Genomic DNA, 25,617 nt, shown 5'->3' with positions numbered 1-25,617 from the left:
GCGCGTCCAAGTGCTGTGGAATCAGAGGGAATTCGGCCACGCGCCCCCAGCGCACGGAAGCGTCAGGGGCGCGCTTGAAGATGCCGTGGCTCCCTCTCGCGCGGGAGCGCTGCCACGACCCACCCAGCTGGCCGCGTGGCGCGGGTGCGCCACCTGCAGGGCCGAGGATCTTGACGGTGACGGTCGGTTTCGTCGACGCCCGCGAGGGCGAGGCTGGAATCACCGCTGTCGGGGCACCCGAACAGGACAGAACCGCCGAACGAAGGTGCCGCATACCGACAGGGACCGCGGCCGACCAGCGAGGAGAGGACGACATGGCAGGGTCCAAGGACACGGGGACCGCGGGGACAGGATCCCCGGCGACACCCGCCACGGGGCTGACCAGGGCGCTGGAAGCCGTCGGGACCGCTGCCTACGTCGTGGACGAGGAGGGCCGCATCATCGCGGTCAACGCCCACGCCGAACAGCTGCTGGCCCGGACCGCCGAAAGCCTTCTGGGCCGCGACGCGCACGACCTGCTGCACCGCGACGCCCACGGCCACCCCCTGTCGCGGAGCCGGTGCGGCATGCGCCGGCCCTTCCACGCCGGACGCACCGCCCAGGGCGAGGGGGAGTACTTCGAGTGCGGGGACGGCACACTGCTGCTGGTCTCGTGGCTGATCACCCCGTACGGCATCGGCGGCGAGGAAAGCGGCACCCTCGTGCTCGTCCACGCCCAGGGACCGCCTGAGGCCGGCCGGCCCACGGCGACCGCGGCGGCGACGGCAGGAACCCTGACCGAGCTCGAACGGCTCGCGCTGCTCGCCGAGACCACCACGCGGCTGACGTCCACGCTCGACGTGGAGGAGGCGCTGCGCCGGCTGGTGGCCCTGGTGGTGCCCCGGCTGGCGGACTGGGCCGTCATCGACCTGATCACCGAACGGGACGAGGTGTGGCGTACCGCCGTCGTCCACGCGGAGGGCGACGGCGTGGTGCACCGCGAGGATCTGCAGGGACCGATGCCGCCGGTCCCCGAGGACTCGCAGATGCCCCTGTCCAGGGCCCTGCGCGGGGTCGCCTCCGCCCTGGCCGGCCCGCAGACCTACCAGCCCGAGCCGGATTCCGGCATCGCGGTCGAACAGCGCCGGCTGTTCGAGGCCACCGGTATCCGCTCCGCCGCCATCGCTCCCATCCGCAGCACCCGCGAAGTCCTGGGAGCGCTGACCCTCGGCCGCGCCAAGGAACCGGCGGACTTCACTCCCGACGACCTGCCGCTGATCGAGGACATCGCCCGCCGGGCCGGCCTGGCCCTGGACAACGCGCGCCTCTACCAGCGTCAGCGCAAGGTCGCCGAAACCATGCAGAACCACCTGCTGCCCCAGATGCCGCGGGTGCCCGGACTGCAGATGACGGCCCGCTACCTGCCCGCCCCCGACGCCTCACAGGTCGGCGGCGACTGGTACGACGCCTTCTCCCTGTCGGACGGCGCCACCGCACTGGCGGTCGGAGACGTCGTCGGCCACGACCTGGAGGCTGCGGCCGGCATGGCCCAGCTGCGCAACATGCTCCGCGCCTACGCCTGGGCCCACCAGGAGCCGCCGAGCCGGATCGTCGAGCGGCTCGACGAGGCGGTCATGCACATCACCGACGTCACCATGGCCACCATGATCTTCGCCCGCGTCGAGGAGCGGCCCGACGGCCATCGGGCACTGACCTGGACGAACGCCGGTCACCCGCCACCGCTGCTGATCAGTCACGACGGTCTGGCCCACTATCTGACCGACGGTCACGGCATCCTCCTGGGAACCGGAGTCCGCACCCCCCGCACCGACGCGACCGTACTGCTGCCGCCCGGATCCACCCTGCTGCTGTACACCGACGGTCTGATCGAGGCACCCGGCCACACCCTCGACGAAGGCCTGGATCGTCTGCTCAGACACGCGGCCGCCCTCGCCCACCGGCCGCTGACGTCCTTCACCGACCAGCTGCTGCGCCGGGTCCGGCAGGCCGCCAACGACGACGACGTGGCTCTTCTCACCGTGCGGGTACCCAGCGCGACGTGACCGGGACAGCCGGCCCGGGGACCGTACGTCCGCGTCGGCACCCCGCGGCCACCTCGGTGACCGACAACCGTGATAGACAACGCCCGTGATGCCATGGGCCGCCTGAGCCCTCCCCGGCCACCGCTCGACAACAGGACTTGGTGCCAGTGATTCTGAAGACCTTCCGCTGGGCGTTCGCGATCACCGCGCTCGGCCTGGCAGCAGCAGTGCTGTACGACGGCTGGGCCGCGTTCGGAATCGTGGCGATCCTGGCCGTGCTGGAGATCTCCCTGTCGTTCGACAACGCGGTGGTCAACGCCGGGGTCCTGAAGAAGATGAATGCCTTCTGGCAGAAGATCTTCCTCACCGTCGGTGTCCTGATCGCCGTCTTCGGCATGCGGCTGGTCTTCCCCGTCGTGATCGTCGCGGTCACCGCGAAGATGGGGCCCATCGAGGCGGTCGACCTCGCCCTCAACAACAAGGACCACTACCAGCAGCTGGTCACCGACGCGCACCCGGCGATCGCCGCGTTCGGTGGCATGTTCCTGCTGATGATCTTCCTGGACTTCATCTTCGAGGACCGTGACATCCAGTGGCTGCGCTGGATCGAGCGGCCGCTGGCCAAGCTCGGCAAGGTCGACATGCTGTCGGTGTGCATCGCGCTGGTCGTCCTGCTGGTCACCGCGTTCACCTTCGCGACCAACGCCCACCAGCATGGCGGCGCGCATGTCGACAAGGCACAGACCGTCCTGATCTCCGGTATCGCGGGTCTGATCACCTACATGATCGTCGGCGGTCTCTCCGGCTACTTCGAGGACCGGCTCGACGACGAGGAGGAGCGCGAGGAAGAGGCCGAGCGCTCGGGCACGGCCGGTTCGGGGGTCAAGCTGGCCGGCCAGGCCGCGTTCTTCATGTTCCTGTACCTGGAGGTGCTGGACGCCTCGTTCTCCTTCGACGGTGTGATCGGCGCGTTCGCGATCACCAACGACATCGTGCTGATGGCGCTGGGCCTGGGCATCGGCGCGATGTACGTGCGGTCGCTGACCGTGTACCTGGTCCGCCAGGGCACCCTCGACGACTACGTCTACCTGGAGCACGGCGCCCACTACGCGATCGGCGCGCTCGCGGTGATCCTCATGGTCACCATCCAGTACCAGATCAACGAGATCATCACCGGCCTCGTGGGTGTCATCCTGATCGGCTGGTCCTTCTGGTCGTCCGTGCGCCGCAACAAGGCGCTCGCGGCCGCCGAGGGCGCGAGGACGACGTCCGAGTCGGTCCCGATCCCCTAGCCGGGACACGGCCGGGCGGACCGTGCGGTGCGCCCGGCCCGGGAGTCGGACACGAACCCGGTCACGGCTGTCATGACTGGGACAGGGCGGGGCATTCGACGGGGCATGAAGGCGATGCCGACACGGCGCCTCGTGCGCCTGATGACTGTGCTGACGCTGCTGCCCCTCGCCGGGGCGTGCAGCGGCGATCACCAAGGCCGATCCGGCACCCCGCAGGAGGCGGGAGCACTCCGCGCTGAGCCCTCCGGTGAACACCTGCTGATCGCCACCGACAACGGCCTGCGGCTGCGTCCTGCCGACGGCCGCCGCGTCACCGTCGACGACCGCGTCGAGGGACACTGGTCCCACCGCGGCACCATCCGAACGCTCGACCTGTCGTGCGACGACCGGACCGACGGCGGCCACGACTGCCCCCGGATGCCCTACGTGGAAGTCCCCGACGGCCTGAGCATCACGGTCACCGCACGCAACGCCGGCGTCGACGTGGCGGGCGTGTCCGGCGCCCTGGACGTGACGACCGTCAACGGGGATGTGACGGTCACCCGCTCCGGGAACCGCCACACCGCGGTACGGCTGGCCACCCGCAACGGCTCGGTGCGCGCGACGGCCCTCGGAGCGCAACGGCTGCATGCCGAGACGACCAACGGGGACGTGACGCTGGGGTGCGCCGCAGCGCCCTCGCGCGTCACCGCGACGACCGTCAACGGCTCGGTCGACGTCACGGTCCCGTCCGACAGCCCCGCCTACCGGATCGCCGCGGCGACCGACAACGGCCGTGTCACGACCTCCGTCCCCACGAGCCGTCCGGACGGGAACCGCGCCATGACGCTGACCACGGTCAACGGTGACGTCGACGCCCGTCGGGACTGACCCCGCACCCAGCGGCCCCTGGCTACTGTCCGGGCGTGAGGACGTAGGTGTTGAGGGTGCCCACCGCGGCGAGCGGGGTGGGGGAGCCGAGGTCGTAGCGGTCGACGGAGAGGTAGGTGGGCTTCTTGCGGGCGGCGGGCGTGCAGAAGTTCTGCGCGCGGTTGAGGAGCTTGCCGTTGTCGGTCCCGGCGGTGGAACCGATGGTGTAGTCCCGGAAGTGGTTCATCACGAACAGCGGGTGGAAGGCTGACGAGTCCGTGGTGAGCGGTCTGGCGGTGCCCCAGCGGCTGTAGCAGGACCAGTCGGAGTCGCCGATGCCGCCGCCCATGGACCAGTAGTTCTCCACGGTCCACTCGCGCTGGTACATCACCCCGAAGGTGTCACGGGTGCTCCAGCCGTTCGCCGTGTCGCTCGCCCGCGTCCGGTCGCTGAAGATCAGCAGCTGCTTGCCGCGGGCGGCGAGGTCGGCCATGGTGGGCCAGCCCGTGGTGGCCACGCCTTCCTGGTCGGGCCGGTAGAGCACGTCGGAGAGGCCGCTGACGGAGGCGAGAGAGGACTTCAGGACGTCGGAGGAGGCGTAGTCCTCCAGGAAGACGGTGACGAACTGGCCGGGGTTCGCCTTGAGGAAGTCGACCATGCGCTGGAGGTCGGTGGCGAGCGGGACGGGGCTGCTGACACCGTCGCAGCTGTTGTGGCAGAGCACCGCCCGGCCGGAGACGGTGTAGTCGTCGAGCATGAAGCCGCGTACTCCGTCGGCCAGTTGACGGCTGATGCCGTAGTTCTGGTTGGGGAACAGACTGACCGGGAACGAGGCGAAGTTGCCGTCGACGCCGTTGGCGAAGGCGTTGTGCGTCGTCAGGAAGGTGACCTGGTCGAGGGTGCGGGTGTCGGCGGAGGGCATCGCCGAGGTGGCGTAGGCGGCCGGGGTGAGGTACCAGCGGGCGAGATCGCCTGCGGAGCCCAGCTGCACGGCGGCGGAGTCCGAGGAGGAAGCGGTGAGGTACTGCTCGGTGCCGGGAACGGCGACGGTGTACGTGCCGTTGGCGCCGGCGGCGATCGTCCAGGTGGTGCCGTCCGCACTGCAGGTGGCGGTGACCGCGGAGGTGCCGCTGCGGCCCAGGCAGGTGCCGGACTCGTCGGCGTTCCGCAGCTGATAGCCGCTGCCGACCGGGACGGGGGTCCACTGCTGGTGGTCCTCGTTGCCTCGGGGGTTGTGCGCGGTGACGCTGCCGCCGCTGTCGGCCGCGTTGAGACCGGTGACGTAGTTCTGGAGGTAGACCTCGGAGACGGGGACCGCCGCCGAGGCCGTGCCCGGCAGCAGGGCGGGTGCGGACAGAGCGAGCACGGCGGAGCAGCACAGGACGCGCAGGGGGCGCAGGCGCACGGGGATTCCCTTCACTACGGCACGGAAGTGCCGATGACGACAGAGGCAGGAAATACCCGGTGAGGCAGGTGGTGCGCCAGTCCTCGTGCGTGAATTCCTCGCGCCCGCCCGAGATTTGACTGACTGCCAGGTCCTTGTCTGCCCCTATGCCCGATTCGTCGGCCGCCTGGGAACGTGCCCTGGTTCCCGGGGTGTCGTCACTCCGAGCTGCGCAGTGCGGTCCAGGTGGCGTGATTCACGATCCCCTTGACGGCCAGCCCGCGGTCGCTCTGGAAGGCCTCGACGGCGGTCTCCGTGCCGGCCGCGAAGTCACCGTCCACACCGGTGCTTCCCACGCTGTACCCGCGCTTCGTCAGCATGCACTGAACCTGCTGCACACGCTTGCCGGTGTCGCCGAGCTGTGTGCGTTTCTTGCCGGCGTAGTACGTGCACTCGGAGAGCCAGGGGGCGGTGTCGGTCACGGCGGACGGGCTGTCGGCGGACGGTGTGGGTGTGGGGGTGGGGGAGGTGTCCGGTGTCGTGCCGGGAGCAGAGGGGTCCGCCGCCTGGGCTGCGTCGGAGCCCGTTGCCTTGGATCCCGGGGCGGCAGTGGCGGTCTTGTCGGCGCGGCTCTCGTTCACGGCGCCGTCGACGTCCGTGCGGCTCTGCCCGCTCGTCGTCGGGGACGCATGCGCGGAAGAGGCGTCTCCCGGCGCGCTTTTGACGGCCTGTGTGCCACCGCTGTCCGGAGAGGCGGTGGCGGGGGAGTCCTCACGGCTGAGCACGAACGCCGTCGCGAGTACGGCACAGGCCGCGATGCCCGCCGCTGTCACCAGCAGCGGCTTCCTCCGGGACCGGACGGAGACTGCCGCCGTGTCCGGTGGTACCGACGGGGTCGGTGCCGGGTCGCCTGCTGCCTCCGGCGACGGCTCCACGACGGGCGGAGCGGGCTGGGACACCGGGGCGGCCGGTGCCGGCGGCAGGACATCTAGGGGGCGTGGGCCGACCAGGTCCGCGACAGGCAGGTGGTACAGCACCTCGTACGCCCGCTGCCGGGCCGGCACCATCTCGCCCAGCGGCTGCGGCCAGGCGGACGACACGGCGGGTGTCCCGGCCGCGTCGATCAGGTCCTGCGGGGTCGGCCGCCGGGCCGGATCCTTGTCCAGGCAGGCGGTCAGCAGGTAACCGAGGTCCGCGTCCGCCGCCGAGATCTCGGCGATCACCTCGGGGTTCGGTTCCTCGAACGCCACCCGGTGCATGACGTCGACACCGGTGCCGTCGCCGAACGGCGCACGTCCTGTCGTCGCGTAGACCAGCGTCCCGCCCAGCGAGAACACATCCGACGCGGTGTCGGACCGGCCCTCCCTCAGGTGTTCCGGCGACATGTAGGCAGGGGTCCCCACCCGGTTGCCGGTGCCGGTGATCGCGCTCGCGTCGGCCGCCTTGGAAATACCGAAGTCGATCACATGCGCGCCCCGGACGGACAGGAGCACGTTGGACGGCTTCAGGTCCCGGTGCACGATCCCCGCGACGGCGAGGGCCGCGAGAGCCTGCCCCAACTCCGCCGCCAGCCGCCATACCGCGGCCGGCTCCAGGGCGCCGTGCTCCTGCACGGCTTCCGCGAGATCGAAGCCGGGAAGGTACTCCGTGGCCATCCACAGCACTTCGTCCTCGAAGCCCGTGCCGCACAGCCGCGGTGCGTGCGGTGTCCGAAGCCGGGCGTGCACCGCAGCCTCCCGTTCGAAACGGCGCCGGAACCCCGGATCCTCCGCGTACTCCGGCCGGATCACCTTCACCGCGACCAGGCCGGGACGGTCGTCCGTGAGACGTCCCAGGTAGACCCGCCCCATACCACCACTGCCGAGCAGCGCCACCGGCGCATAGGGGCCGACATTCCTCGGATCGCCGGGCCGTAGGGGTGAGGCGCCGGTCTGCCGCAGCGCCGCGGCCGCGTCCCCCACCGGCATCGGCCGCTGTCCCGACAAGAAATCCCCCGAAGTCACTTTCGACGCATACCAGTTCGCCCCCCAGGCGGAAGACGAGATTAACCCAGCCCGCGCATGGGTTCAGGAGATCGGTCACTTCCGTCACGCCGGGCACGGGGGATGGCTGATTCTGGTTCCTCCGACCGAACCCTTCGGGCGGGGCCGGTGCGGGGTGCACAGAGGGGCCAGGGCAGTGGCGGTCTCCGTCGAGTGGGTAGTCGGCTGGGGGTGGGCTCACGGTGTGGTCGGCCTGCTCTGCGGTGGAGGAGAGCCCTGTCCGGCTCCGTCGTCCTCGCTCTTTTCGACCAGCCTCGCGATCCTCGCCCTCTTCGCCCTGATCCCGCGTTCGATGAGCCGCAGATGCGTCGTCGACTCGGGCACAGCGGCCTCGAACTCCGCCAACCGTCTCCGCTCGGCGGCGAGTTCGGCCCTGCGGCGCGCCGCACGGTCGGGGGGCGGCGGCGGTATCGAGCCGTTGAAGACCACGTTGTACCTGGGGCGCTCCGCCTGGACGGCCACCCGCTCGGCCGCCTCCGCGTCCTGCGGGTAGTCGACCTGGATCCCGATGACCCACGCCCCCCAGGGCTGATCGCGCAGATGCGTGCGCACCCGCGTGAGCGGACAGGTCGATATGCCGACATACAGCAGACCCTCAAGGCCGTACAGCCGGTACAGCGCGGTGCGGCCCGCAGCGTGCAGGCTGCCCTCCTCGTCGAACAGGCCACGCAGGAACTGCGAGTCGACGTCGGTCATGACGCGGCCTCCTTCGGACCGGCGGCGTCCGCGTCGCACCGGTCCCTTCTCACGCTCCCACGCGGGTCTGACATCGCCCCCGGGGCCACCGGTCACGCGATCGGACGGCCCGCGGGTGAGTGACATGACCTGGCCGGGTACTCGGGTGATCCGCCACACCGGCCGGAGGCCGCTCGCTGAGCCGGGGCCCGCCTCCGGCCACGAGCCGAAGGAGCCCTCGATCATGACGGACGTGTCCGGCACCGGTCCCGCCCACGGCGACGACCGCAAGGTACTCACCAACCGCCAGGGCCACCCGGTCCACGACAACCAGAACCAGCGCACCATCGGCGCCCGCGGCCCCGCCACGCTGGAGAACTACCAGTTCCTGGAGAAGATCAGCCACTTCGACCGGGAACGCGTCCCCGAGCGTGTCGTCCACGCACGTGGAGTGACCGCCTACGGCCATTTCGAGGCCTACGGCGCCTGGGGCGACGAGCCGATCAGCCGCTACACCAGGGCCAAGCTGTTCCAGGAGCGCGGCAAGCGCACCGACCTGGCCGTCCGGTTCTCCACCGTCATCGGGGGCCGCGACTCCTCCGAGGCCGCCCGGGACCCGCGCGGTTTCGCGGTGAAGTTCTACACCGAGGACGGCAACTGGGACCTGGTGGGCAACAACCTGGGCGTCTTCTTCATCCGGGACGCGATCAAGTTCCCGGACGTCATCCACGCCCTCAAACCCGACCCGGTCACCTTCGAGCAGCAGCCGCGCCGCATCTTCGACTTCATGTCGCAGACGCCGGAAGCGATGCACATGCTGGTCAACCTGTTCAGCCCGCGCGGCATCCCCGCCGACTACCGCCACATGCAGGGCTTCGGCGTCAACACCTACAAGTGGGTCAACGCCGAGGGAGACACCGTCCTGGTCAAGTACCACTGGATGCCCAAGCAGGGCGTACGCAGCATGACCGAGGAGGACGCCGCCAACGTCCAGGCGGCCGGCCTGGGGCACGCCACCAAGGACCTGTACGAGGCGGTCGCCCGCGGCGACCACCCCGAGTGGGAACTGCTCGTTCAGATCATGGAGGACCACGACCACCCCGAGCTGGACTTCGACCCGCTCGACGACACCAAGACGTGGCCCGAGCAGCAATTCCCGCCGAAGCCGGTGGGCCGCATGGTGCTCGACCGGATGCCCGAGAACTTCTTCGCCGAGAACGAGCAGATCTCCTTCGGCACCGGCGTCCTCGTCGACGGCCTCGACTTCTCCGACGACAAGATGCTCGTCGGCCGGACCTTCTCCTACAGCGACACCCAGCGCTACCGAGTCGGGCCCAACTACCTCCAGCTCTCCGTCAACCAGGCGAAGAACGCCGAGGTGCGCACCAACCAGCGCGACGGCCAGATGACGTACCACGTGGACGGCGGAGGCGAGAACCCCCACGTCAACTACGAACCGTCCATCACCGGAGGCCTGCGCGAGGCGCAGTATCCGACACTCGACGAGCAGGGCCCGGAGATCCGCGGCCGCCTCACCCGCAGTCGCATCCCCCGCACCAACGACTACCTGCAGGCCGGCCAGCGCTACCTGCTCCTGGAGGAGTGGGAGCGCGACGACCTCGTGAAGAACTTCACCGACCTGCTCTCCCAGTGCGACCGGCCCGTGCAGGAGCGCATGGTCTGGCACTTCCTGCTCGTCGAGAACGATCTGGGCCTACGGGTCGGCGAGGGCCTCGGCATCAGCCCCGACGACGTCGCCGGACTCGAACCACTGGCGTCCCAGGACCTCACCGACGAGGACGGCGACCGGCTGTCCAACCTCGGCAAGAACCCGCCCCGTGACGTCGAGGGACTCACCATGACCCACTGCGTCCCCGACGAACGCCACGTCGTGACCAGGTGAGGCATCCGTCCCCTCGATGTGACGGCACCGCCCGGGGCCCGTCCGGCGTGACGGACGGCATCCCGGGTGTGCCGCGAGGTGTGTCGACCCGGCGTGAGATCGTTGGGCCACCGTCCCGCAGGGGCGAGACCCCGTGCGCCGTCGGCCCGGAGACGAGCCCCAGGACGCCGGAGTGGCGGGACGCAGTCAGCACCGAGGGGAGCAGCAGGCCAGTGCCCGGAACGGGGGCGTCGCCGTCACGCCCGCGGGACGCGGACCCCCGGGGGACCGGCCGAGCATCATGAACGCGACGAGAGCGAAGGACCAAGCGGTGCGGGCCGGCACCGAGGCGCGGAATCTGGCCCGGCTCGCCCTGCTCTGTCTGGCGGGTGTGGTCGTGGCGGTGGTGGCGGCGGGCCAGTTGCTGCTGCTGTTGCTGGGCCTCGCCGGTCTCGGTCTTGCCGGTGCGGGCATCTGGTGGGCGGTGGCGCACCGGGGAGTGGCGCGCGTCTGCGGAGCCCTGCTGGCGCTGGCCGCACCGATCGCCGTCCTGGTCCTGTACGCGGTCTCCGGTCTGTGGCCGTACGCTGCGGCGGCACTGGGGCTGTGGGGCGCGGCGCTGGCCAGCGCCAGGAGCGCCTTGCGTCACTTGCGCGCGCCGCGGGGCGGGCGTTCCCGCTCGGTCCGGCCACCGCGCAGGCCGGTACTGATCATGAACCCGCGGTCGGGCGGTGGGAAGGTCGGTGCGCACGGGCTGGTGGAGCGGGCCGAGGCCCTGGGCGCCCGGGTGATTCTGCTCGACCTCGACAACGACCCCGATCCGGCGGCACTGGCCCGCAAGGCTCTCGCGGACGGCGCTGACCTCCTCGGCGTGGCGGGCGGCGACGGCACCCAGGCCCTGGTGGCGGGGGTGGCCGCCGAGCACGGGGTGCCGTTCATGGTGCTGTCCGCCGGGACCCGCAACCACTTCGCGATGGACTTGGGCCTGGACCGCGACAACCCGGTGAGCGGCCTCGACGCTCTGAAGGACGGCGTGGAGATCCGGGTAGACCTGGGCGACGTGGCCGGGCGGCCCTTCGTCAACACGGTCTCCTTCGGGACGTACGCGGAGATCGTGCAGAGCCCCGAGTACCGGGACGCCAAAACGTTCACCGCGCTCGACCGGCTGCCCGACCTGCTGGCCGGCGGAGCCGGCGCCCGGCTGACGGCGACGGCGGACGGACAGCAGCTGGAGGCCCCGCAGGCGCTGCTGGTGAGCAACAACCCCTACATCCTGGCCGACCCGCTGGGCGTGGGGCGCAGAAGCCGCCTCGACGGAGGCGAACTCGGCGTGATCGCCGTGCGGATAGAGGGCGCGGCCCAGGCCGCCGAACTGGCGTTGCGCGGTGAACGAGCCAGCGGCATCACCGCGTTGGCCTCGCGGCGCGTGATCGTCGAGGCCGACACGGAGTCCATCCCCGTGGCCGTGGACGGCGAGGCTTTGATGCTGCCCCAGCCCGTCGTGTGCACCGTGCGGCCGGAAGCACTGCGGATGCGGGTGCCGAAACACCGTCCCGGCGCGCCGTACACCGCCCCCTCGGTGGACTGGCGCCGTGTCGTCCGGCTCGCCCTCGGCCGGGCCCCCCTTTCGACCGACAAGAACCAGGAGCAGAGCGATGCTTGACCAACCGCAGTGGGAAGAGCCGGGCGCCCGGGACCTGTTGCGCGATCTCGCCGCCCTCGACCAGGCGCTGTACGAGGCGGTGACGGTCACCCGGACACCGGCCCTGGACCACGCCCTACGGCAACTGTCCGCGGCGGCGGACCACTCCAAGATCTCGTTCGCGGTCGCCGGGCTGCTGGCGCTGTTGCCCGGCCGGCCGCGTCGCGCCGCCGCCCTCGGGGTCGCCGCGATCGGTGTCGCCTCGGCGAGTGCGAACCTGCTCGGCAAGCGCCTGGTGCGACGGCCGCGGCCGCACCGGGCGGTGGACTCGCCGTTTCCCGGACGGCATGTACCCATGCCGGAGTCCGCGTCCTTTCCCTCGGGTCACACGGCGTCCGCCGTCGCCTTCGCCGCGGCGGTCGGGCCCGCGCTGCCCGCTGTGACGGTTCCCCTCGGCCTGCTGGCCTGCGCGGTGGGCTACTCCCGCATCCACACCGGGGTGCACTATCCGGGCGATGTGGTCGCCGGCGCCGTACTGGGCACCGGCGCGGCGGCCGTCGTACTCGCCGCGGCCGGCCGACTCGGGCCGGCCAGGAGCAAGAGCTGACTGCTGACTCTTCATGGTGCGTTGCGGTGTGTCGCCACTCTGCGTACGGCATCGTGGATCCAGGATCCCCGAGCGGTCGGCCGAGGAGATGACGCGTGAGGATCGTGGTGACGGGTGCGTCCGGATTTCTCGGACGGCTGCTTGCCGGGACGCTGTCGCGGGCGGGTTCGTTCGGAGGCAGGCCGATCGACCGGCTGGTGCTGGTCGATCGGGTCGCGCCGTCCGGAGCGCCGAAGACCGACGACGCGCGGACGGAGACGGTTCGCGGCGATCTGGTGGAGCACCTCGGCGGGGTGTTCGCCGAGCCCGTGGACGTCCTGTTCCATCTCGCCGCCGCGGTGTCGGCGGAGTGCGAGGCCGACTTCGATCTGGGGATGCGCGCCAACGTGGATGTCACGCGCGCCCTGTTGGAGGCGGCCCGCGCGCAGTCGGCGGCCGGCGGGCCGGTGACTCGGGTGGTGTTCGCCAGCAGTCTCGCCGTCTACGGTGCCCACCCGGGGCTGCCGCTGCCGCCCGTGGTCAGCGAGACGACTGTTCCGGTGCCACGGTCGAGTTACGGCACGCAGAAACTGATGTGCGAGCAGCTGATCGCGGACTGCACCCGTCGCGGCTTCGTCGACGGCCGCGTCGCGCGTCTGATGACCGTCACGGTACGGCCGGGCCGGCCGACGCCGCCGCCTCCGGCTTCCTGTCCGGCATCATCCGTGAGCCACTGGCGGGGCTGCAGGCCGTCTGCCCGGTGGACCCGGGCCTTGAAGTCGCCCTCGCCTCGCCGCGCCGTACCATCGAGGGAATCCTCCGCGTCGCCGAAGCCGAGCGCGGTAGCGGTCCGGGCCGACTGAACGGCCCCTTGCCCGTCAACCTTCCAGCGCTGACCGTCTCGGTGGCAGAGATGCTCACGACGCTGCGGCAGACGGCCGGCAGCACGGTCGCCGACCGGGTCACCATGGCCCCCGACCCGACGGTCGAGGCCATCGTGGGCTCGTGGCCCGCCGTGCTCGACCACAGCCGGGCCGCCGCCCTCGGACTGCGGCCCGACATGAGCTTCCTGTCGGTGCTCCAGGACTATGCCGCCGACCACCCGGACGCTGTCACCGTCTCACTGCGCTGAATGCCGGACCGCTCGGACGGCGGCCGCCGGAACACGTTCGAGGACTCCGCCCGCGAAGACGTCGTAGAGCGGCAGGGTCTCCAGATGGACATAGCCGATGTGGCAGTCGCAGACGGCCAGCGGACACGGCCTCGGGCGCAGAGCCGTGCGGTAGGAACCGTCGTAGAGGTTGCCGAGTTCGGCGCGGACGAAGTGGCAGCGGCGCACGGTGCCCGCGCCGTCGACCGAGATCACCGACTCGCCCGTACGGCAGGGCAGGCCGGCGCTGGCGTGCGGGTGGCGGCTGTACGGGAAGAGGGGGTCGAGCGCGGTCCACTCGTCGGCCTCGGCGTCCTCGTAGCCGTACCCTTCGGCCGCGTTGATCCACAGGTAGACGTGCGCCGGCAGGTCGGCGCGCAGACGGCGGGCCGACTCCAGGTGTCCGGGCAGGCCGACGACGCCGACGCTGAAGCGGACGCCCCGCTCCGCCAGTTCCGCGCATTTGCTGAGGAAGCGGTCGTAGGGGGTCTGGCCGGGGTGGTAGGTGCACCACAGGGCGAGGGTGTTGAGGTCGGCCTCGGCGAGCCAGTCGGTACGGCAGCTGAGGTTGGTCTGTATGGCGACGCGGCCGATGTGCGGCAGGTGGGACAGCTCGGCGAGCGTGCGGCGGTACCAGGAGCGCACCAGGCCTTCGCCCCACGGCGTGAACAACAGTGAGAGGCGGTCCTCGTGCTGGGCGCCGGCCCAGCGCGCGAAGCGTTCCAGGGACTCCCGGTCCGAGCGGAGCTGTGCCGGAGAGTCGCGGCGCTTGGCGAAGGGGCAGTAGGGACAGTCGTAGTCGCAGGAAGCGAGGGGGCCGCGGTAGAGCACGGTCAGATCCACGGGCCCGCTCACTTCCTCTCGTAGGCGGCCATGGCGGCCCGTACGGCGGGGGAGAACAGGTCCGGTCCGATCGCGTCGGAGTGGGCGAGTCCGTCCGGCGTGAGCCGCAGCCGCACGCCGGTGCTGTCGTCGAGCCAGCCGCGACCCGCGAGGACGTCGAGCTCCGCGCCGAAGTCGTCGGCGGGACCGGCGCCGAAGCGGGCTCGGTAGTCGTCGCCGTCCAGGCCCTCGGCCTGGAGGAGGGACTGCAGGAGGTGCCGTCGGCGCGTCTCGCCGGCGTCCATGCGGTGACCGACCTCGGCGCGGGCGAAGTCCGTCGAGGCGACGTAGTCATCGATGATCCCGCGGATCTCGTGCATGCCGACCGCGTAGTCGAACGAGTAGTGCAGGCGGGAGGTGTAGGAGCGGGCACCGCAGCCGAGACCGATCATGCCGTCGCTCTGGCAGGCGTAGTCGTCGGCCCCCTGCGACGGGGCGTCGGCCCGCCGGAACATGCGCATGGACTGCTGGACATAGCCCTGCGCGAGGAGGTGGTCGCGGCCCGCCCGGTACAGGCGCAGCCGCTGTTCGTCCCAGGCCGGGTCCGCTCCGGTGTCGCGGCGGTGGCGGTCGAGGCCGGTCAGGGGCCGGACGTACAGCGGATACAGGTACAGCTCCTCGGGCCGCCATGCCAGGGCGGCGTCCAGGGAGTGGAGCCAGGTGCGCTCGGTCTGGCCGTCGATGCCGTAGATCAGGTCGATGTTGAGAACGGGTATGCCGGCCTCCCGGACGCGGGCGAGGGCCTCCTCGACGTCGGAACGGCGTTGGGGGCGTACGGCGGCCCGGGCCTCGGAGTCGACGAAGCTCTGCACCCCCAGGCTGAGCCGGGTGGTGCCGCGCTCCGCGAGGACGGCGAGGCGGTCGGCGGTGGCCGTGGCGGGGGAGGCCTCGACGGACAGGGGGATCGCGCGCAGGTCGGCGCCCATGCGGTGCTCGGCGAGGTCGCAGAGCCTGGCCAGTTCCGGCGCGGTGAGGAAGGTGGGGGTGCCGCCGCCGAAGGCCGCGGTGGCGAACCGGACGCCGTCCGTGTCCCCGAGAGCCTCGCGTACGGCGTCGGCCTGACGTTCCAACGCGTCCAGGTAGGCGCCCGTCAGGCCGTCGGGGGCGCCGATGCGGGTGAAGAGGTTGCAGAAGCCGCAGCGGATCTCGCAGAACGGGATGTGCAGGTACAGGGAGAGGGCGCTCTTGTCCTCCGCCGCCCACAGCGACGTCAGCGCGGGACGCTCGGGGAGCGGGCGGTAGGCGGTCTTGTGGGGGTAGGCGTAGACGTAGTGCTGGTAGGGGCCGGTGCGCTGGTCGGTGGTCATCGGGCGGCCTCGGCGGGGTCTGTGGGGTCGGTGGTGTCCGTGGTGGTACCTGCGGGATCGAGGAAGAAGTGGGCGTACGGCACGGTCCACACGGACTCGTGGCCTAGGCGGTGGCCGGTGTATCCGCCGTCGCCATAGGCGGTGCCGTGGTCGGAGCAGACGATCGCGAAGCAGCGGCGCCGGGAGCCCGCGGCGGCGAACAGGCGGCCGATGTGCCGGTCCACGTACTCCAGCGCGGCGGCGTGCGTCTCGCGGCTGTCACCTGTCTCCCGGGTCGCGCCGGACAGGTGGAACCAGTTGGGCTGGTGCAGCGCGGAGACGTTCACAAAGAGGAACAGCCGCTGTTCGGCGGGGAGTTCGGCGACGACCTTCTCGGCGCGGGCGACCTGGTTCTCGAAGGAGTGCGGCGAGGTGACGCCGAACTCCGGTTCCCAGTGCGCCTCGTGGAACAGTCCGGGCAGCACCGAACCGAGCGGGCCCCGCTTGTTGAAGAAGCCGACACCGCCGATGCACACCGTGCGGTAACCGGCCTTGGCCAGTCCGGAGACCAGCTCCGGGGTGTCGTACACGAAGGTGTCCTGGGCGGTGCTCTCACTGCCCGCGAAACTCGCCGCGAACAGTCGCGGATGCGGTCCCGGGGAGGCCGGGGTCGGCAGGAAGCCCGCGAAGATCGCCTGGTGGGAGGCGTAGGTGAAGCTGCCCGGCGCGTGGCGCTGCTCCCACCGGCCGTCGGGGAGGTGGCGTGCGAGGTGGGGGATGCGGCCCGCGGCGGCCAGTTCGACCGCCACGTCGTACCGCAGGGTGTCGAGGGTGACGAGGAGGATGTCGTGCCGGCCGACCACCTCGTTCATGTCGGGCTCAGGCATGGAGTGTTCCTGTTCTGTGCGGGGAGAGCGGGCCGGGCCGGGCGTGGGCGCGCAGGGCGGCCGTCACCTGTGCGCCGTAGGTGTCCTGGGTCTCGGCGCCGCTTCCGGGCAGGCCGAGAAGCCCAGGCAGCAGATCGCCGAAGGCGTTGACCTCGCCGACGAAGGCCCGGCGCCAGCCGACGGCAGGCAGCAGATCCACGCCGACGCACAGGGTGCCCGGGAAGCAGGACGCGGCCCGTTCGCACACCTCGAGCAGGTCGGTCCAGCGGGCACCGGCCGTCTCCACGGCTTGCCGCGCCCCGTCGAGGTCACCGCGACTGCCCCCGAGGTGGAGGTTGGTCAGGGGCGAGCGGCTGGTGCGGACCACCGCGTGGGTGGCACGGCCGGCCACCACGACCACCCTCAGATCGGCGGCGCGGCCCTGCTGGGAGGCCTTGGGCACCCAGCGTTCCAGGTGCAGCCCGTCGGGCGCGAGCGCGTCCACGATGACGGCGACGTCCCGTTCGCGTGTGTAGCGGCGCACCTTGAGCGAGTTGTGCAGTCGCCCGTCCGGGGTGAGCTCCACGGAGGTGGTGGCCCGGAGCCGGCCACCGCCGCTCTCGACGGCGAGAACGCCCGAAGCGGACGAGCCGTGGGCGGGCTTGACGAAGAGCCGGGCCATCCGGTGCTCCCGCATCAACAGGCGTACGTCGTCCCAGCCGCGCACCGGCGCACCGCCCGGACCCGAGGTGGGCGAGACGGGGACGGGCACGCCGGCGGCGTCGAGCACGGCGTGGCACCTGCGCTTGTCGAACAGCACGGCGAGGTCGTCGGGGTCGTCCAGACGGATGCCGCCCCGCAGCCCGCGCACGGCGGCGATGAACCCGGCATACCAACGGGCCGAACCCTCCACCCGTGTGGGATCCGCGGCACCCCGCAGCAGACGGTCCACCTCGGAGTTCTCACCGGGGGAGTCGACCCGGACGATCTCGTCGTCGGCGAAGTCCGCTCCCCGGTCGCGCAGGACGTCGGTCCAGGGCACGACGCGCGGGCCGGGCAGTCCGGCCGCGCGGACGCCGTCGGCGAAGAGGGTCACCCTCCGGTTCTCGGGGTTGCCGACCACCGCGAATCGCGCCCGGACGGGGGAGTGGATGCTCACTCGCCCACGGCGACGTAACGCCACACCGTGCCGTCGTCCTCCGCGTTCTCCTCCGCGTCCCCGCGGTCGAGATCAACCTCCACGCCCTCGGTCTCCAGGGTCTGCCGTACGCGGTCCTCGACGGGCTTGCTGAGGTAGTGGTGATGGAGATCGAGCTTCTTGAGGTGGGTGAGGGACCCGCCGTCCAGGAGCGCGATGGCTCCCTCGTCGGTCAGCACGCCCATGGACAGGTCCAGGACCTCCAGGCGGGCCAGCACGGGAGCGGCGGCGACGGCGGCGGCCACGGCGTCCTGCAGCTCACTGTTGCGCAGGCCCAGATGGCGCAGACGCGGCAGCCGGGCGCCGGACAGGATGGGCTCCAGGTCGGCGGCCTCGCTGTCGCCGCCGTAGTCGGAAGTACCGAGCCACAGGTCCAGCTCCTCCAGTGCGGGCAGGTCACCGGCGCCGATCCCGCGCACCACCGCGGCGGGCAGGCCGCCCGTCTCCACCACCAGCCTGCGCAGTGCGGGGTGGTTCAGGGCGGTGAACCCCAGCCCCGAACCCCCGCGCACACCGAACTCCTCAAGTGCGGGGAAACCGGCCAGCAGCGGCGTGACATCGGTCTGGTTGATCCAGGAGATCTCGCACTCCTCCATCACCATGTCGCCGAGGAACAGCGCGCGCAGTGCCGGGAAGTCGTCCCGTGCGGCGAGCAGCGCCTCGATCACGGCGGACGGGTCCGTGTCGTAGGCCTCCTGCCAGGCGCCCACGATCAGGGCGCGCACCCGCGTGGTGTCGACGGTCGCGCAGAAGCGTGCGAAGGCGTCGGGCCAGTCCTCGTCGGCGTCGTACACATCGCTGGTGATCCGCCAGGCGACGGAGTCGGCCTCCGGCAGGACGTCCGGCTTCGCATCGGGGCCCGGGAAGGTGTGGGCGGGCAGCCGGTACAGCGTGTCGAGGTGGTCACCGATGGTCATACGGCTGCTCCTGAGGAGAAGAGGTGTGCAAGCTGTGACGTCCGCAGTTCTACCAACCGGCACTGACAACTCCCCTGGGCGGGGCCGCACTCCGCCCTCGCGCGGGACGGCGCAGGAGGGATCGACCGGCGGTTGGGCCGACAGCCGGCGTGCGGGCTCGTGCGGGCGCCGGCAGGGCGTGAGGAGCGGGGTGCGGTCCCCGCGTGCTCCCGCACGCTCTTCGGTGGCGGGGCATCCGCCGGGGACGATGCCCACGTCACCAACGGGTGCGCGTCCGTCGCCCTGAACGCGCGGAGGGCAGCAGCCGGAGAGCCTGGTGGCACACACCGAACGGGAAGCAAGGGGCGGGACATGACAGTAGTGATGTCGATGAGTTGGGCCGGGGTCACCCCCGAGCAGTACGACACGGTGCGGGAGGCGGTCGGCTGGGAGGAGGTCGCCCCGGCGGGGAGCGAGGTCCACGTGGCGTGGTTCGACGCACGGGGACTGCACGTCATCGACGTCTGGGAGTCGGAGCAGGCCTTCGAGGCCTTCTTGGCGGAACGGCTGGCCCCCGCGGTCGAGAAGGCGGGCATCGCCGGAGCTCCCGAGACTCGCTTCAGCCCGCTCCACCGGCGTCACATCGCTCCCGGAGTCACCGGCGCCGCATGAGAAACACCCGTCGGCCGGTTCCGCGGGACGGCCGCATCCGGATCGGTCGGCGGGGCGGGCGTGGACGCAGCACGACTCCGTGCGGCGTCTACACGGCGTCCACGAGTCCCTCCGGGTTCTGTCCCTCCAACTGCCGCAGTGCGTCGCCCAGTCCACGGGGCCGGAGCAGACCGGGACCCTGCGGGGCACGTCCCCAGCCGGGCCCCGCGAGGAGCACCCGGCTGTGCGTGCGCGCACCGCGGACACCCCAGCGGGTCGCCGCGATGTGCCGGGCCAGCGGCATGCTCGCGGTGGCGCGGGACTGCGACCAGAGGACCACGGCTCCCGGGCCGACGCGTTGCGTGGCCGCGAAGAGGGCTTCCGCGGGGACGGAGCCGCCGAGTACGAGTGTCGGCACGCCGCGTTCCGCCAGTGCCGCGCTCAACGCCTCGATCGGCAGGGTGTGCTGCTCGCCAGGCAGACATGCCAGCAGCACGGGAGCGGACGCGGGCTCGCGGCGCATCGGTGCGGCACACACGTACACATGGCGGAGCGTGGCCGAAATATGCCAGGACAGCAGGTGTTCCACCTCCAGGTAGCGCTCTCCGGCCGACTCCCATTTACGCCCGACGGCCTGGAGGCTCGGGGCGAGGATCTCCTCCCAGGCGGTGACGAGCCCATGTGTGCGGATCGCCAGGGTGAGCTGTTCCTGGACGGCCGCGGCGTCCAGCCGTACGGCGGCGCGGGCCAGCCCTCGGCACTCGTGCCGCACGTTTCCCAGCGGCAGGCCGCTGGGGGAGCGCGAGGCGGGGGCCGTCGCGGGCGCCGCGGTCTGTGCCACCGGCGTGACACCGGGCACGGGGACGTCAGGAGTGGATGCCGTACTGGGCGCCGCGGCCTGTCTTTTCGCGGCCCGCGCTGCCTCGGCCGGTGCGATGCCGGCGGCTGTCAGCCGGCACATCTCGAAGACCATGGCGATGTCGCCCGGCGACCATCTGCGGTGCCTTCCGTCCTCCCTCACTGCCGGGCCGAGGCCGTATCTGCGGTCCCAGGAACGCAGGGTGGTGGGTGACACGCCAAGCCGTTTGGCGAGGAGGCCGGTGGTGACGCCGGCGTCCGGGACCAGGCTCCTGTCCGGTTCGCTCACGTGCATGGCGAGGATGAGGGTCGTTCCCCTGTGTCGACGCGCAAGGCGTCGGCGCAAGGTGCCGGTCCCTTCGGGTGCCGGGCACGTTCGACTGCGATCAGGATCGCCTCCTTGTCGCGTACCCGGTGGCCGCCTGCCGGCCTCCTGCTTCTGGCTTCTTGTTCCGTACATGTAGGGCCGACGGATGCACGGACGTCGGCCGAACGGATCCCGGGGACGATTCCGGGTCCGGGTCGGGCCGCCGTCCGTCGGCCGGTCAGCCCGGGAACCGCCCGGTGGAGCGCAGCGCCCACCGCCGTTCCGCGTACGCCAGGTCGTCACGCCACAGCCGCCCCGCTGCCGCTGCCATGATCCTGCGCAGGACAGGGGCCGCCGTACGGGCCGCGGCGAAGCCGGGGCGGTCGGAACAGGCCAGGACGGCCTCGACCACCGCCGTGCGGGGCCTGCCCTGCGAGTCCGGCCCGAGCGGGGTGGCATGCGTCTCGACGACCGACCCCCGGCCCTCGCCCTCCGTGATGCGCATGACGACCGTCCGGGGCCCCGGGGCCGTGAAGACCGCCCGGACCGGCACCACGAGCCGCCCGGCGACCTTGAAGGACACATCCACGGTGAAGCCGTCCTCACCCGGCCCCTCGGCGCCTGAACCGTCCGCACCCGGCCCGTCCGCACCCGGCCCGTCCGCACCCGGCCCGTCCGCACCCGGCCCGTCGACGTCCGGCGTCGAGACGACGGTCAGGTCGACGAAGGAGTACGGATGGAACCAGGCCCCGTGCCACGGATCCAGCCGGTTGGCCACCACGTCCTCGGGCTCGCAGACCCCCACCGCCCGGTAGACGGCGGCCACGGAACGCGACAGCTGCGGGCGCTCCGGGACGACGGGCACCTCCAGCGGTGGCTCGCCGCCCGCCGGGTCCAGTCGCACCCACACCAGTACTCCGTCGTCGTGCACGGGCAGCGGCTCCCAGCCGGCGAACGGCGTGCCGTTCAGGGCCAGTCCGTGCCAGTGGCACACGAGGGTTCCGCAGCGCACCGGGCTGTCGGCGAGCGGCGCGCCCAGGTGGGGGCACACGCCCGGACCGGCCACGAGCCGTCCGTCGGCGCTGCGCCAGACGACGATCTCGTGGCCGGACACGGTGCCGGACAGCGGCCGGTCACCGCGCACGTCACGGCTCGCGCCGACGACGTACCAGTTGCCGGTCGGGCGCATCTGAGCCCGCTTCAGTGCCTCGGCGATCACACCGGGCCGGGCCTGCCGCCAGGTCGGCAGCTGGCGCTCCCAGCGCACCGGGTGCCGTCGCAGCGACAGGGGATAGCGGCCGGGGCCCGCCGGTCGACGCGGTTTCATACGACTCCCTCGTGAACGGGCCGGACGTCGGTCGGGGGCGGACTGGTGGGCGGTGGGGTGGGGACGGGCGCTGCTTGCCGCCCCGCTGTGCGGGCGCGCAGCCTGGCCGTGGTCACCCGGGCGAGTCCGTCGAGGGCCACGGCGGCACGGCGGCGCCGGGACACGACGGCACGTCGGCGCAGCGAGCGGTAGCCGTCCTGGGCGACGGCGTCCAGGATCGCGCCGTAGAGGACGAACGCGGTACGGATACACGGGCGTGCCACCGGGTCGAGCATGGCGATTCCGGGGGCCGCCTCGCGGTAGAGCTCGCGTGTCAGCGCCTCGAACTCCCGGAGTGCGGCGGTGATCCGGCGGTCGGGCCGTCCTGTGTCCCGGCCCCAGTGCAGCAGTTGCCGGTCCACGCCGTGTGCGGCCAGCAGGTCGGCCGGCAGATAGACGCGGTCGCGGTCGAGGTCCTCACCGACGTCCCGCAGGAAGTTCGTCAGCTGGAAGGCCACGCCCAGTGCCGCCGCGTAGGGTGCCGCCTCCTCGCGCGGGACGACCGTGCCCAGCACGGGCAGCATCTGCAGGCCGATGACCTCGGCCGAGCCGTAGGTGTAGGCCCGCAGGTCGGTGTAGGTGGCGTAGTCGGTGATGTCGAGGTCGGCGCGCATGGCGGTCATGAAGTCGGCGAAGTGCCGGTGCTCGATGGCGTAGCGGCGGGCGGTGTCGGCGAGGGCGACGACGACGGGTTCCGAGCTGTCCCCGTTGCCCAGTCCTGTGGTCAGGTCCCGCTGGAGCAGGGTCAGCCGGGCTGAGCGGGCCTCGGTGGCCGTGGTGTCGTCGAGGCTGTCGACGATGTCGTCGGCCCAGCGGGCGAACCCGTAGAGGGCGTGCACGGCCGGCCTTCGTGCCACCGGCAGGAGGCGGGTGGCGAGGAAGTACGTCTTGCCGTGCCGGGCGTTGAGCCGCTTGCAGTGCGCGTACGCCTGCCGCAGTTCGGGACCGGCGATGCCGGCCGCGTCGAGTTCACGCTCGCTCATGCCGCCCTCCTCTCGCGGGACGGCCGTGCGGTGGGGCGCGGGTGCCGGTCGCGGCCGGTGATCCGGGCCGCGGCCAGCTTGCCGGACAGCAGGACGGTCGGCACGCCGACGCCCGGGGTGGTGCCGCAGCCGGCGAGGACGGCGTTGACGGTCCCGCGGACCAGGTTGCGGGGCCGGAACGGTCCGGTCTGCGCGAAGGTGTGGGCGGCGGAGAACGGGGAGCCCGCCGCGTGTCCACTGTCCTGCCAGTCGGCGGGCGTGACCAGGCACTCCTCCTCGATGGCGGAGGCGATGCCGTCGAGGCCGCGCCGGTCCAGTTCCGTGAGCAGGCTGTGGCGGTATCCGGCGGCCAGCTCGCCCCAGTCGGCCGCGCCGGGGCCGACGGCGGTGTTGGGGCAGGGGGCCAGGATGTAGTGCAGATGCCGGCCGGGCGGGGCGAGGGCCGGGTCGGTGGCGGTGGGGCGGGTGATCAGCAGCGAGGGGTCGCTCATCAGGCGGCCGGTGTCGGTGAGTTCGGTGAAGGTCCGCTGCCATGCCGCACCGAAGGAGATGGTGTGGTGGGCGAGCTGCGGCCAGGTGCGGTCCGTGCCCGCGTGCAGGATCACGGCGGAGGGGGAGAAGCGCAGGCCGGTGGGGCGCTTGGGGGCGCGGCCGAGGAGACCGTAGGCGACCGGCAGGTCGGGCGTGAGCACCACGGCGTCGCAGGCGATGCGGTCCTGTTCCGTGACGACGGCGGTGACCCGGTCACCGGAGCGTTCCAGCCGGGTGACCGTTTCCCCGAAGCGCAGGTCGGCCCCGGCCTCGGCGGCCGCGTCGGCCATGGCTCTGGGCAGGGCGTGCATGCCGCCGCGCGGGAAGTACACGCCGGCCACGGTGTCCATGTAGGCGATGACGGCGTACGCGGCCAGCGCGCGGGCCGGGGCGACGCCCGCGTACAGGGACTGGAAGGAGAAGACCCGGCGCAGGCGTTCGTCGTGCAGGAAGCGCCCGATGCGCGCGTCCAGCCGGCCGAATCCGCCGAGCGCCGCCAGACGGGCGAGGTCGGGGGTCAGCAGACCGAAGGGAGAGTCGAAGTTGACGTCGATGAAGCGGCGCATCTGGACCCGGTAGAGGCGTTCGAGCCAGCCACGCAGCTGCCGGTAACCGGCCGCCTCCCGGGCCCCGGCGAAGCGTTCGACCTCCGCTTCCATCGCGTCGGCGCCGGTGTGGACGTCCAGGCTGCTGCCGTCGGCGAACTGCGCCCGGTAGGCCGGGTGGAGCGGCACGAGGTCGACACGCCGGCTCAGGCTGTCGCCGACGGCGGCGAAGGCCTCGTCGGCGAGGTGCGGCATCGTCAGCACGGTGGGACCCGTGTCGATGCGGTAGCCGCCGCGCTCCAGCAGCCCGGCGCGCCCGCCCGGCGCCGGGTCCCGCTCGACCACGGTGACCCTGCGGCCGGCGCCCAGGAGGTGCAGGGCGGCGGCCAGTCCGGACAGACCGGCACCGACGACCACGACGTGGTCGGTGCGCCCGGGAACGGTGCGGGTCATCGGCGTGCCCCCTCGTCCACGGCGGCCGACGGCAGGGACGACGTGACCGCCTCGGCCGACGGGTCGTCGCTGCGCCCGGCTGCCGCGGTGCACAGCATCGCGCGCAGCCGGCTGCGGCCCTGCGGTTCGAGCACGGCGGTGTCGAGGTGGCGCAGCCCCTGGGCCACCAGCCGGCTGATCTTCGACTCCACGGTGTCCCGTGCTCCGGTGGCCGTGAACACCTGTCGCACGGCGTCGAGTTCGGCTTCGGCGGCGTCGTCCCTGCCGAGGGTGTCGCGCAGGACGGCGAGGGCGTCCCGGTCGCCGGCGCTCTCGGCCCGTGCCTGTGCGACGGCGGCCAGGTAGGTGGGCTTGCCGCTGCGGATGTCCCCGCCGGAGGGCTTGCCGGTGTCGCCGGGTTCGCCGAAGGCGTCGAGGAGGTCGTCACGCAGTTGGAAGGCGAACCCGACACAGCGGCCGGCCGAGCACAGGGCCCGGGTCGTGTCGTGGTCCGCGCCGGCCAGTGCGGCTCCCAGGGCGATCGGGCGCTCCACGGAGTACAGGGCGCTCTTGAGGCAGGCGGCCCGGACCGCGCGGACCAGGGAGCGCACCGAGGTGGCCTCGCCGTGCACGTCCAGGTACTGCCCGGCCACCATCTCCATGCGCATACTGCGCCACAGGTCCCGCACGCGGGAGGCGCTCTCCGGTGTCATCGCGGTGTCGGCGACCACGTCGTCCGCCCAGACCAGGGCGAGGTCACCGGCGAGGATCGCCGCCGCCTGGCCCAGCCGGGCGCCGCGGGCGTGGGAGGTGTCGCCGGCGTACTGGGCGGCGACATCGACGTGCAGGGCGGGGCGGCCTCGGCGCAGCCGTGCGCCGTCCATCACGTCGTCGTGGACCAGGGCGCAGGTCTGGATGAGTTCCAGGGCCGCCCCGATCCGGAGGGCGGCCTGTGCCTGCGCGGGTTCGGTGCCGCCACAGGCCCGCAGGGCCCACCACAGGAAGCGGGAGCGGTTGAACTTGCCGCCGTTCTGCGTGAAGTGCGCGACGCGTGCCGCCAGGTCATGGGCGAAGAGCGGATCGACGGCCTCGGCCGCCGCCGTCCGGCGCGCGAGCAGGTCGGCGAGGACGCCGCGCACCGCTTTGGTGACGTCCGCGTCGACGGTACGGGGGGCCGGGGCGGGGTGGGCGGCGGACCGCGGCGTCGGGGCGGGGGAGCCCTGCTCGGAAGGCAGATGTCCGCGGGGCCGCAGGTCCACGCGGTGGTCCTTTGCCGTGGTGGGGTTCATGCCG

Annotated in this window: 20 protein-coding genes and 1 pseudogene; 8 read left to right on the top strand and 13 right to left on the bottom strand. The window is 72.1% G+C overall.

Going from position 1 to position 25,617, the window contains the following annotated elements; all coding sequences use genetic code 11:
* Positions 1 to 314 precede the first annotated feature (314 nt).
* The 3 genes from OHT57_RS03030 (at position 315) to OHT57_RS03020 (ending at position 4,183) form a co-directional block, all read left to right on the top strand.
* Positions 315 to 2,042 (top strand): SpoIIE family protein phosphatase, encoded by a 1,728-nt coding sequence (locus tag OHT57_RS03030; protein WP_328744292.1) that lies wholly within the window; start codon positions 315 to 317, stop codon positions 2,040 to 2,042.
* Between the two features lie 146 nt (positions 2,043 to 2,188).
* Entirely contained in the window at positions 2,189 to 3,313 is a 1,125-nt protein-coding gene (locus OHT57_RS03025; protein WP_328744291.1) for a DUF475 domain-containing protein, read from the top strand.
* A 141-nt stretch (positions 3,314 to 3,454) separates the two neighbouring features.
* Entirely contained in the window at positions 3,455 to 4,183 is a 729-nt protein-coding gene (locus tag OHT57_RS03020; protein WP_328744290.1) for a DUF4097 family beta strand repeat-containing protein, read from the top strand.
* Positions 4,184 to 4,205: 22 nt separating this feature from the next.
* Here OHT57_RS03020 and OHT57_RS03015 read toward each other — a convergent pair whose 3' ends face one another.
* From OHT57_RS03015 to OHT57_RS03005, 3 genes are all read right to left on the bottom strand, one after another.
* Complete coding sequence (locus OHT57_RS03015) at positions 4,206 to 5,573, bottom strand: RICIN domain-containing protein (protein WP_443053586.1); 1,368 nt, start codon at positions 5,571 to 5,573, stop codon at positions 4,206 to 4,208.
* A gap of 191 nt (positions 5,574 to 5,764) precedes the next feature.
* Positions 5,765 to 7,513 (bottom strand): protein kinase domain-containing protein, encoded by a 1,749-nt coding sequence (locus OHT57_RS03010; RefSeq protein ID WP_328744289.1) that lies wholly within the window; start codon positions 7,511 to 7,513, stop codon positions 5,765 to 5,767.
* Positions 7,514 to 7,765: 252 nt separating this feature from the next.
* Positions 7,766 to 8,284, bottom strand: a complete 519-nt coding sequence (locus OHT57_RS03005) for a GIY-YIG nuclease family protein (protein WP_328744288.1) — start codon at positions 8,282 to 8,284, stop codon at positions 7,766 to 7,768.
* A gap of 223 nt (positions 8,285 to 8,507) precedes the next feature.
* On the opposite strand from OHT57_RS03005, the gene OHT57_RS03000 reads away from it, so the two are divergent.
* From OHT57_RS03000 to denD, 4 genes and pseudogenes are all read left to right on the top strand, one after another.
* Entirely contained in the window at positions 8,508 to 10,166 is a 1,659-nt protein-coding gene (locus OHT57_RS03000) for a catalase (RefSeq protein WP_328744287.1), read from the top strand.
* A gap of 280 nt (positions 10,167 to 10,446) precedes the next feature.
* Complete coding sequence (locus tag OHT57_RS02995; RefSeq protein WP_328744286.1) at positions 10,447 to 11,808, top strand: diacylglycerol/lipid kinase family protein; 1,362 nt, start codon at positions 10,447 to 10,449, stop codon at positions 11,806 to 11,808.
* Positions 11,801 to 12,394, top strand: a complete 594-nt coding sequence (locus OHT57_RS02990) for a phosphatase PAP2 family protein (RefSeq protein ID WP_328744285.1) — start codon at positions 11,801 to 11,803, stop codon at positions 12,392 to 12,394. The genes OHT57_RS02995 and OHT57_RS02990 overlap by 8 nt, the downstream gene beginning before the upstream one ends.
* Before the next feature lie 95 nt (positions 12,395 to 12,489).
* Positions 12,490 to 13,505, top strand: a pseudogene (gene denD / locus OHT57_RS02985) (D-erythronate dehydrogenase).
* Here denD and OHT57_RS02980 read toward each other — a convergent pair.
* From OHT57_RS02980 to OHT57_RS02960, 5 genes are read right to left on the bottom strand one after another with little or no spacing between them, the layout of a single operon-like run.
* The gene (locus OHT57_RS02980) at positions 13,494 to 14,366 is read right to left on the bottom strand and encodes an STM4011 family radical SAM protein (protein WP_328744284.1); all 873 of its coding nucleotides are present in this window, start codon (positions 14,364 to 14,366) and stop codon (positions 13,494 to 13,496) included. The pseudogene denD and the gene OHT57_RS02980 overlap by 12 nt on opposite strands.
* Positions 14,367 to 14,374: 8 nt before the next feature.
* Positions 14,375 to 15,712 (bottom strand): STM4012 family radical SAM protein, encoded by a 1,338-nt coding sequence (locus OHT57_RS02975; protein WP_328744283.1) that lies wholly within the window; start codon positions 15,710 to 15,712, stop codon positions 14,375 to 14,377.
* Entirely contained in the window at positions 15,709 to 16,563 is an 855-nt protein-coding gene (locus OHT57_RS02970; RefSeq protein WP_328753097.1) for an STM4013/SEN3800 family hydrolase, read from the bottom strand. Before OHT57_RS02970 ends, OHT57_RS02975 begins: the two co-directional genes overlap by 4 nt.
* A gap of 7 nt (positions 16,564 to 16,570) precedes the next feature.
* Positions 16,571 to 17,716: an STM4014 family protein gene (locus OHT57_RS02965; RefSeq protein ID WP_328744282.1), complete on the bottom strand. Its 1,146-nt coding sequence runs from the start codon at positions 17,714 to 17,716 to the stop codon at positions 16,571 to 16,573.
* On the bottom strand, positions 17,713 to 18,672 hold the full coding sequence (locus OHT57_RS02960) for an STM4015 family protein (protein ID WP_328744280.1): 960 nt from the start codon (positions 18,670 to 18,672) through the stop codon (positions 17,713 to 17,715). Before OHT57_RS02960 ends, OHT57_RS02965 begins: the two co-directional genes overlap by 4 nt.
* Before the next feature lie 351 nt (positions 18,673 to 19,023).
* On the opposite strand from OHT57_RS02960, the gene OHT57_RS02955 reads away from it, so the two are divergent.
* Positions 19,024 to 19,323, top strand: a complete 300-nt coding sequence (locus OHT57_RS02955) for a hypothetical protein (protein ID WP_328744279.1) — start codon at positions 19,024 to 19,026, stop codon at positions 19,321 to 19,323.
* An 88-nt stretch (positions 19,324 to 19,411) separates the two neighbouring features.
* Here the strand turns inward: OHT57_RS02955 and OHT57_RS02950 are convergent, their stop codons facing one another.
* The 5 genes from OHT57_RS02950 to OHT57_RS02930 form a co-directional block, all read right to left on the bottom strand.
* Positions 19,412 to 20,449 carry a MerR family DNA-binding transcriptional regulator gene (locus OHT57_RS02950; protein ID WP_328744277.1) on the bottom strand — a complete coding sequence of 346 codons (1,038 nt, stop codon included), beginning with the start codon at positions 20,447 to 20,449 and terminating at the stop codon, positions 19,412 to 19,414.
* A 256-nt stretch (positions 20,450 to 20,705) separates the two neighbouring features.
* A complete protein-coding gene (locus tag OHT57_RS02945) occupies positions 20,706 to 21,794 on the bottom strand; it encodes a DUF5914 domain-containing protein (protein ID WP_328744276.1) in 1,089 nt (362 codons plus the stop codon).
* A complete protein-coding gene (locus OHT57_RS02940; RefSeq protein ID WP_328744275.1) occupies positions 21,791 to 22,816 on the bottom strand; it encodes a phytoene/squalene synthase family protein in 1,026 nt (341 codons plus the stop codon). Before OHT57_RS02940 ends, OHT57_RS02945 begins: the two co-directional genes overlap by 4 nt.
* Entirely contained in the window at positions 22,813 to 24,345 is a 1,533-nt protein-coding gene (gene crtI / locus OHT57_RS02935) for a phytoene desaturase family protein (protein ID WP_328744273.1), read from the bottom strand. The genes OHT57_RS02940 and crtI overlap by 4 nt, the downstream gene beginning before the upstream one ends.
* Positions 24,342 to 25,613, bottom strand: a complete 1,272-nt coding sequence (locus OHT57_RS02930) for a polyprenyl synthetase family protein (RefSeq protein ID WP_328744272.1) — start codon at positions 25,611 to 25,613, stop codon at positions 24,342 to 24,344. The genes crtI and OHT57_RS02930 overlap by 4 nt, the downstream gene beginning before the upstream one ends.
* Between the last annotated feature and the right edge of the window lie 4 nt (positions 25,614 to 25,617).

The sequence above is a fragment of the Streptomyces sp. NBC_00285 genome (genome assembly GCF_036174265.1).
In the GTDB taxonomy this organism is placed as follows: Bacteria; Actinomycetota; Actinomycetes; order Streptomycetales; family Streptomycetaceae; genus Streptomyces.
The sequence above is the reverse complement of the archived record's forward strand: the minus strand, read 5'-3'. Positions and strand labels throughout refer to the sequence as shown.

Excerpts from the sequence above, each read along its gene's own strand:
- OHT57_RS03020 (WP_328744290.1), top strand. The coding sequence starts at position 3,455 with ATGACTGTGCTGACGCTGCTGCCCCTCGCCGGGGCGTGCAGCGGCGAT.
- OHT57_RS02960 (WP_328744280.1), bottom strand. The coding sequence starts at position 18,672 with ATGACCATCGGTGACCACCTCGACACGCTGTACCGGCTGCCCGCCCAC.
- OHT57_RS02945 (WP_328744276.1), bottom strand. The coding sequence starts at position 21,794 with ATGAAACCGCGTCGACCGGCGGGCCCCGGCCGCTATCCCCTGTCGCTG.
- OHT57_RS03000 (WP_328744287.1), top strand. The coding sequence starts at position 8,508 with ATGACGGACGTGTCCGGCACCGGTCCCGCCCACGGCGACGACCGCAAG.
- OHT57_RS03010 (WP_328744289.1), bottom strand. The coding sequence starts at position 7,513 with ATGCCGGTGGGGGACGCGGCCGCGGCGCTGCGGCAGACCGGCGCCTCA.
- crtI (WP_328744273.1), bottom strand. The coding sequence starts at position 24,345 with ATGACCCGCACCGTTCCCGGGCGCACCGACCACGTCGTGGTCGTCGGT.
- OHT57_RS03005 (WP_328744288.1), bottom strand. The coding sequence starts at position 8,284 with ATGACCGACGTCGACTCGCAGTTCCTGCGTGGCCTGTTCGACGAGGAG.
- OHT57_RS02955 (WP_328744279.1), top strand. The coding sequence starts at position 19,024 with ATGACAGTAGTGATGTCGATGAGTTGGGCCGGGGTCACCCCCGAGCAG.
- OHT57_RS02940 (WP_328744275.1), bottom strand. The coding sequence starts at position 22,816 with ATGAGCGAGCGTGAACTCGACGCGGCCGGCATCGCCGGTCCCGAACTG.
- OHT57_RS02975 (WP_328744283.1), bottom strand. The coding sequence starts at position 15,712 with ATGACCACCGACCAGCGCACCGGCCCCTACCAGCACTACGTCTACGCC.
- OHT57_RS02995 (WP_328744286.1), top strand. The coding sequence starts at position 10,447 with ATGAACGCGACGAGAGCGAAGGACCAAGCGGTGCGGGCCGGCACCGAG.
- OHT57_RS02970 (WP_328753097.1), bottom strand. The coding sequence starts at position 16,563 with ATGAACGAGGTGGTCGGCCGGCACGACATCCTCCTCGTCACCCTCGAC.
- OHT57_RS03030 (WP_328744292.1), top strand. The coding sequence starts at position 315 with ATGGCAGGGTCCAAGGACACGGGGACCGCGGGGACAGGATCCCCGGCG.
- OHT57_RS02990 (WP_328744285.1), top strand. The coding sequence starts at position 11,801 with ATGCTTGACCAACCGCAGTGGGAAGAGCCGGGCGCCCGGGACCTGTTG.
- OHT57_RS02930 (WP_328744272.1), bottom strand. The coding sequence starts at position 25,613 with ATGAACCCCACCACGGCAAAGGACCACCGCGTGGACCTGCGGCCCCGC.